The organism is Massilia sp. 01N417 (assembly GCF_056399645.1).
In genome coordinates, this window is sequence record NZ_JBFTRS010000031.1 from 76,392 (window position 1) to 82,824 (window position 6,433).

Consider the following 6,433-nt stretch of genomic DNA (forward strand, 5'->3'; position numbering starts at 1 on the left):
GAGGCAGCCATGACGGTAGGAACTTTTGAAAGCAATATGCAGGGTGAAGGCCTGCGCATCGGGATCGTGCAGGCACGATTCAATGCCGACGTCGGCCATGGCCTGCTGTCGGCCTGCCTGGCGGAGCTGAAGCACCTGGGCGTGGCGGACGAGGACATCCTGCACGTGACCGTGCCGGGCGCCCTGGAAATCCCGCTGGCCCTGCAGAAGATGGCCGAGACCCAGCAGTTCGACGCCCTGATCGCCCTGGGCGCCGTGATCCGCGGCGAGACCTACCACTTCGAGCTGGTCTCGAACGAGTCGGGCGCCGGCATCACCCGCATCGGCCTGGACTATGGCATGCCGATCGCCAACGCCGTGCTGACCACCGAGAACGACGAGCAGGCCGAAGCGCGCATGGCCGAGAAGGGCACGGACGCCGCCCGCGTCGCCGTCGAGATGGCCAACCTGCTGCTCGGCCTCGACGAGCTGCAGGCCGAAGAAGAATAACAGGTAGCAAGGTAAGAACATGACTGACAAGAGCATTCACGCCAACCCGAACAAGAACCGCACGCCGCGTCACCGCGCGCGCGAGTTCGCGTTGCAGGGCCTCTACCAATGGCTGCTGAACAATGAGCCGGCCTCGACGGTCGTCAACCACATCCGCGCCGCCCACGGCTTCGACAAGGCCGACGCCGAGTACTTCACCGAACTGCTGAACGGCACGATCGCCCAGTCGGTCGAACTGCGCGAGACCCTGGCCCCGACCGTGGACCGTCCGATCGCCGAACTGTCGCCGATCGAGCACGCGGTGCTGCTGCTGGGCGCCTGGGAGCTGAAGAACAAGATCGAGGTCCCGTACCGCGTCGTGATCAACGAAGCGGTCGAGCTGACCAAGTCCTTCGGCGGTATCGACGGCCACAAGTACGTGAACGGCGTGCTGGACCGCCTGGCCGGCAAGTTGCGCCCGGACGAGGCGGCGGCGGATTCGAAGCGCTGATTGCCGTACCGCACACTATATATAAGTGCACAAGTGAAACGCCCCGGGAGACCGGGGCGTTTTTTTTCGCTCGTCGCGAGGGTATAAAAAAGAAGGCCACCGAGGCATGCGCCCACAGTGGCCTTCGACCAGGGATCGGTACGTCGAGGCTTACAGTCCTGCCACGGTCTCGCCGGACTGGCTGGCGCCACGTGCGGCTTCGATGACGGCGTTGTCGGCCTTGGATGGGGCCGGCGCGGATTTCTGGGCCAGTTGCGGCGCAGGGGTGGACGGCGTGAAGATCGGCACGTTCTTGCCGTTCGCAACTTGCTTCAGGCGGCGGTACTCGGCCAGCACCTTGTTGCCGTAGCCCGAGTCGTCCTCGAACGCGGCGGCGCCGACGTAAGTCTTGAGGCCGCCTTCCACGGAACCGGTGCGGGTCACGTAATCCTTCAGGATCTGGGCGCCGACACGGATGTTGGCGACCGGATTCAGGGCGGCCTGCTTGCCGCCGACTTCGTCGAACTTGTCGCTGTGGACCTTCGACATCACCTGCATCAGGCCCTGCGCGCCCATCGGGCTTTCCGCGAAGGGATTCAGGCCCGATTCGATCGCCATCACGGCCAGGATCAGCAGCGGGTCGAGCTTGATCTCGTGCGCGGTGCTGTAGGCGGTGGCGACCAGCATGTTGGCGGCGTCACCGGCGACCCGGTAGCGGCGCGACAGCCATTCGGTCACGTACTTCTGCTGGCGCGTGGCGCGCACGCCCTGCTTGTCGTCGCTGTTGGCGATTTCGACGGCCTCGGCGCCTTTGGCGGCCGGGGCTTGCGCCGGTGCAGCCGCGACCTGCACGGTCTGCTGCGGGCTCAGGAAGTCCGACACCCGTTTAGCCAGATCGGGGCGGTTGTACAGCAGGGCAAGCATTGCTACTGCAGATAGACCGAAAACGGTCAGGGTATGTTGTGCGGTCGTTACGATACCGCGTGCCGCTTTCGTCACGGAAGACCACGTGACTGGCTGGCTGGCCATCTGTTGGACAAGCTTTGCGCTCGTGCCGATGAATCGATGGATCATCGTTTCTCCTTTGTCGCGGAAAAAGCGGCCCCGTGCGGCGACAAAGCGCTGCTGTTCAGGGTACTAATGCCGTGCATCAGAAACCGTCCGTCGCCGCGAATAGCGGTCGAGGAACGCCGTCATTGCTTGCTACAGCCGGGCAGCGCTGCGATGGAGGTGCCCGGTGGCTAACAACTGTCTCGGGGTTGGTAGGACAGACGTCCTGTGAAAACACTCCTAAATAATGTCGTTGGGGCCCCGACCCCGTGAAATAATGAGACCGGCTAAAATCACGTCCTGGACGGGCCTGTCTCACTTGGTAGGCCGGATTGTAGAAGCTGGTTTATATCAAGTCAATACTAGCACTATCGTGCGTTATAACTTTTATGTCTAACGTTTTCTGACTGACTCATCAATTCTGTGGCAAATCAACCACTTGCCGGCGATTGTTAGCCAAGCTCAAAAGATGTAAAAAAGAATGAAAAAATAGATGAACTATTCGGATTTGCGAGATTTTATTGCCAAGTTGCAAGGGATTGGCGAATTAAAGCGTATTTCGGTACCGGTATCGCCGAACCTTGAGATGACAGAAATCTGCGACCGGACCCTCCGTGCCGCCGGGCCTGCTCTCCTGTTTGAACAACCGACCGGTTACAAGGTTCCCGTGCTCGGCAATCTGTTTGGCACGCCGCAACGGGTGGCACTGGGCATGGGCGCCGATAATATCGGCGAGCTCAGGAAGATCGGCCACGTGCTGGCGCGCCTGAAGGAGCCGGAGCCGCCCAAGGGCTTCAAGGACATCATGGACCTGGGCTCGCTCGTGAAGGCGGTCTGGGACATGTCGCCCAAGGAAGTCAAGGGCGCGCCCTGCCAGGAGATCGTCTGGGAAGGCAAGGACGTCGACCTCGGTCGCCTGCCGATCCAGCATTGCTGGCCCGGCGACATCGCGCCCCTGATCACCTGGGGCCTGGTGATTACCAAGGGCCCGCACAAGAAGCGGCAGAACCTGGGCATCTACCGCCAGCAGGTACTGGGCCCGAACAAGGTCATCATGCGCTGGCTGGCGCACCGCGGCGGCGCCCTCGATTTCCGCGAACACTGCATCGCCAACCCCGGCAAGCCCTATCCGGTGGCGGTGGCGCTGGGCGCCGATCCGGCCACCATCCTGGGCGCGGTGACGCCGGTACCGGACACCCTGTCCGAATACCAGTTCGCCGGTCTGCTGCGCGGCCAGCGCACCGTGCTCACCAAGGCCATCGGCAGCGAGCTGCGGGTGCCGGCCGCCGCCGAGATCGTGCTGGAAGGGCATATCTATCCGGACGAGACCCATCCGACCGGCTTCGAGCATGCGCTGGAAGGCCCGTATGGCGACCACACCGGCTATTACAACGAGCAGGACTGGTTCCCGGTATTCACCATCGACCGCATCACCATGCGGCGCGACCCGATCTACCACTCGACCTATACCGGCAAGCCGCCCGACGAGCCGGCCGTGCTGGGCGTGGCGCTGAACGAGGTCTTCATTCCCCTGCTGCAGAAGCAGTTCACCGAGATCACCGACTTCTACCTGCCGCCGGAAGGCTGCAGCTACCGGATGGCGGTGGTGCAAATGAAGAAGCAGTACGCCGGCCACGCCAAGCGCGTGATGTTCGGGGTCTGGAGTTTCCTGCGCCAGTTCATGTACACCAAGTTCATCGTCGTGGTGGACGAGGACGTCGACGTGCGCGACTGGAAGGAAGTGATCTGGGCCATCACGACCCGCGTCGATCCGACCCGCGACACGGTCCTGGTCGACAACACGCCGATCGACTACCTCGACTTCGCCTCGCCGGTCAGCGGCCTGGGCAGCAAGATGGGCATCGACGCCACCAACAAGTGGCCGGGCGAGACCAACCGCGAGTGGGGCACGACTATCGTCATGGCGCCGGAGGTGAAGAAGCGGGTGGACGACATCTGGCAGCAGCTGGGGCTGTAAGGCCGGGGCAGGGCATTCGCCGCGCATATGCACTATATATAGGCGGTTTGATCGCCGGTTTGCCGGCCGGCGCATGCTCGGTTATAATGATTGCTGGCGGGCCCCTGCGCATTGCGGCATGGTTTACCTGGTCAGGTCGGGAACGAAGCAGCCAAAGCCGTTCACCGCAAGTGCCGCAGATCAGGCTCGCCACCTCATTCAGAACAACAGCTGCCCCGGCAGCTGTTTTCGTTTGCGCGGCCGGCGTTCTTCACTCCGAGTCGATCTCCGCTTCGAAGGGCCGCTCCGACAGCGTCACCAGCGGGTTCTCCTTCAGCAGGTCGCCGTCCAGCTTCAATCTCACCTGGTTTTTCGCGTCGGTGGCATGGCGCCGCTCGCCGCCTTTGGCCTTGATTGTCAGCTGGGCCGGCTTGTCGAACTTGAAGATCACCGATTTCATGGTCGGCACGAACATGCTGAGGGCGCCGGCCACCTTGCCGATCGCCGCATTCGACTGGGGAACGGCGCCCATCACCGTGGCGTAATTCCATTGCGCGGCTTCGGGCAGCACGGCGCCGATGTCGAAGCCCAGGCTCATCTTCTCGCCAGCCGGCAGGCTGGTCCAGATCTTCGCGTCGTCCGCCAGCCACTGCGGGTTCGGAACGATGCGTCCACGGCCGGCGGCGTCGAGCGGAAAGGGCGTGCGGCTGGCGCCGTCGACCACCACCAGCTTGGCGTCCGGCGGCGCGATCGCCTTGTTGAGCGGGACCAGCCGGGCATACAGGATCACCTTGTCGCGCTCGCCGGCCGGCAGGGCATAGAACTTGTCGGCCTTGACGGTCTCGACCAGCTTGCGGTACGGGATCCATTCGCGCTCGCCGGCGGCCTGGGCGGAAAGCGTGAGCGACAACAACAGCGACGACAGCAGCGATGCAATGGCGAGCGTTCTCATTTTTTCCACATTGAAATAAAAATATCAGTGTAGGGGAATTCCCGATGAGCGTCTAATGTTGCCGCTCCTGCCCCGGTCTACGGTAAAATCCCGGAATGTCCTATCAAGTCCTCGCCCGCAAATACCGTCCCAGGAACTTCGAAACGCTGGTCGGCCAGGAGCACGTCGTCCGTGCCCTGACCCATGCGCTACGGTCCGGACGCCTGCATCACGCCTATCTGTTCACCGGCACTCGCGGGGTGGGCAAGACGACGCTGTCGCGTATCCTGGCCAAGTCGCTCAACTGCGTCGGCCCGGACGGGCAGGGCGGGATCACGGCCGAGCCGTGCGGGGTCTGCGAACCCTGCCGCGCGATCGATGCCGGCCGCTTCGTCGACTATGTCGAGATGGACGCGGCATCGAACCGCGGCGTCGACGAGATGGCCCAGCTGCTGGAACAGGCGGTGTACGCGCCGAGCAATGCGCGCTTCAAGGTCTATATGATCGACGAGGTGCACATGCTCACCAACCACGCCTTCAACGCGATGCTGAAGACGCTCGAGGAACCGCCCGAGCACGTGAAATTCATCCTCGCGACCACCGACCCGCAAAAGATCCCGGTGACGGTGCTGTCGCGCTGCCTGCAGTTCAACCTGAAGCAGATGCCGCCGGGCCATATCGTCGGCCACCTGGAAAACATCCTCGGCCAGGAAGGCGTGAGCTTCGAACAGCCGGCCCTGCGCCTGCTGGCGCAAGGCGCCCACGGCTCGATGCGCGATGCGCTGTCGCTGACCGACCAGGCGATCGCCTACGCCGCCGGCGCCGTCACCCTGGACGCCGTGCAGGGCATGCTGGGTGCGCTCGACCAGTCCTACCTGGTGCGCCTGCTGGACGCGCTGGCCAGGCAGGATGGCGCCGACCTGATGGCGGTGGCCGACGAGATGGCCAGCCGCAGCCTGTCCTACAACGGCGCGCTGCAGGACCTCGGCACGCTGCTGCACCGCATCGCCCTGGCCCAGACCGTGCCGACCGCGGTGCCGGAAGACCTGCCGGAGCTGGCCGACATCCAGCGCCTGGCGACCGTCTTCGATCCGCAGGAAGTGCAGCTGTTCTACCAGATCGCGGTGCACGGCCGTAACGAGATCGGCCTGGCCCCGGACGAGTACGCCGGCTTCACCATGACCCTGCTGCGCATGCTGGCCTTCCGTCCGGGACAGGGCGGGGCCGAACAGCTGGCCAGCCCGGCGCCGGCCGCGATCGCGCGCCCGATGCCGCAGGCCCAGGCCGCCCGTCCGGCCGCCGCGGCTGCAGCAGCGGCTGCGCCTGCCGCGCCCGCCCGCGCGCCCGGCGCACCGGCTGCTGCCGCACCGCAAGCACAGCAAGCACCACAGGCACCGCAGCAGGCAGCACCGGCGCAGCAGGCCCCGGCCGCATCCGGCGCCGGTGCGGCCCTGAGCCCGGCCCGCGCCGCCATCAATGCCGCGCTGGAAGCAGCCCGCGCCGCCGCCCGCATGACCACCGGCGGTGGCGGACGCCG

At 64.5% G+C, this 6,433-nt stretch carries 6 protein-coding genes and 1 other RNA gene; 5 read left to right on the forward strand and 2 right to left on the reverse strand.

The features are described 5' to 3' along the window. Positions 1-9: 9 nt before the first annotated feature. Both ribH and nusB read left to right on the forward strand, forming a co-directional pair. A complete protein-coding gene (gene ribH, locus AC1DOQ_RS25065) occupies positions 10-489 on the forward strand; it encodes a 6,7-dimethyl-8-ribityllumazine synthase (protein ID WP_442121600.1) in 480 nt (159 codons plus the stop codon). 19 nt (positions 490-508) lie between these two features. After that, positions 509-979, forward strand: a complete 471-nt coding sequence (nusB, locus tag AC1DOQ_RS25070) for a transcription antitermination factor NusB (protein WP_477370500.1) — start codon at positions 509-511, stop codon at positions 977-979. 150 nt (positions 980-1,129) lie between these two features. Here nusB and AC1DOQ_RS25075 read toward each other — a convergent pair whose 3' ends face one another. Further along, entirely contained in the window at positions 1,130-1,987 is an 858-nt protein-coding gene (locus AC1DOQ_RS25075) for a transglycosylase SLT domain-containing protein (protein ID WP_477370520.1), read from the reverse strand. A gap of 514 nt (positions 1,988-2,501) precedes the next feature. On the opposite strand from AC1DOQ_RS25075, the gene ubiD reads away from it, so the two are divergent. Continuing rightward, the gene (gene ubiD / locus AC1DOQ_RS25080) at positions 2,502-3,986 is read left to right on the forward strand and encodes a 4-hydroxy-3-polyprenylbenzoate decarboxylase (protein WP_477370502.1); all 1,485 of its coding nucleotides are present in this window, start codon (positions 2,502-2,504) and stop codon (positions 3,984-3,986) included. A gap of 95 nt (positions 3,987-4,081) precedes the next feature. After that, positions 4,082-4,180, forward strand: an RNA gene (gene ffs, locus AC1DOQ_RS25085) — signal recognition particle sRNA small type. A 56-nt stretch (positions 4,181-4,236) separates the two neighbouring features. On the opposite strand, the gene AC1DOQ_RS25090 is transcribed toward ffs, so the two are convergent. Beyond that, positions 4,237-4,917 (reverse strand): hypothetical protein, encoded by a 681-nt coding sequence (locus AC1DOQ_RS25090; RefSeq protein WP_477370505.1) that lies wholly within the window; start codon positions 4,915-4,917, stop codon positions 4,237-4,239. 95 nt (positions 4,918-5,012) lie between these two features. On the opposite strand from AC1DOQ_RS25090, the gene dnaX reads away from it, so the two are divergent. Next, positions 5,013-6,433, forward strand: a 1,421-nt coding sequence (gene dnaX / locus AC1DOQ_RS25095) for a DNA polymerase III subunit gamma/tau (RefSeq protein ID WP_477370508.1), incomplete at its 3' end; no start/stop codon positions are given.

Bases quoted from the DNA above. Each gene is read 5' to 3' on its own strand.
- AC1DOQ_RS25075 (WP_477370520.1), bottom strand. From the start codon at position 1,987: ATGGCCAGCCAGCCAGTCACGTGGTCTTCCGTGACGAAAGCGGCACGC.
- ubiD (WP_477370502.1), top strand. From the start codon at position 2,502: ATGAACTATTCGGATTTGCGAGATTTTATTGCCAAGTTGCAAGGGATT.
- nusB (WP_477370500.1), top strand. From the start codon at position 509: ATGACTGACAAGAGCATTCACGCCAACCCGAACAAGAACCGCACGCCG.
- AC1DOQ_RS25090 (WP_477370505.1), bottom strand. From the start codon at position 4,917: ATGAGAACGCTCGCCATTGCATCGCTGCTGTCGTCGCTGTTGTTGTCG.
- ribH (WP_442121600.1), top strand. From the start codon at position 10: ATGACGGTAGGAACTTTTGAAAGCAATATGCAGGGTGAAGGCCTGCGC.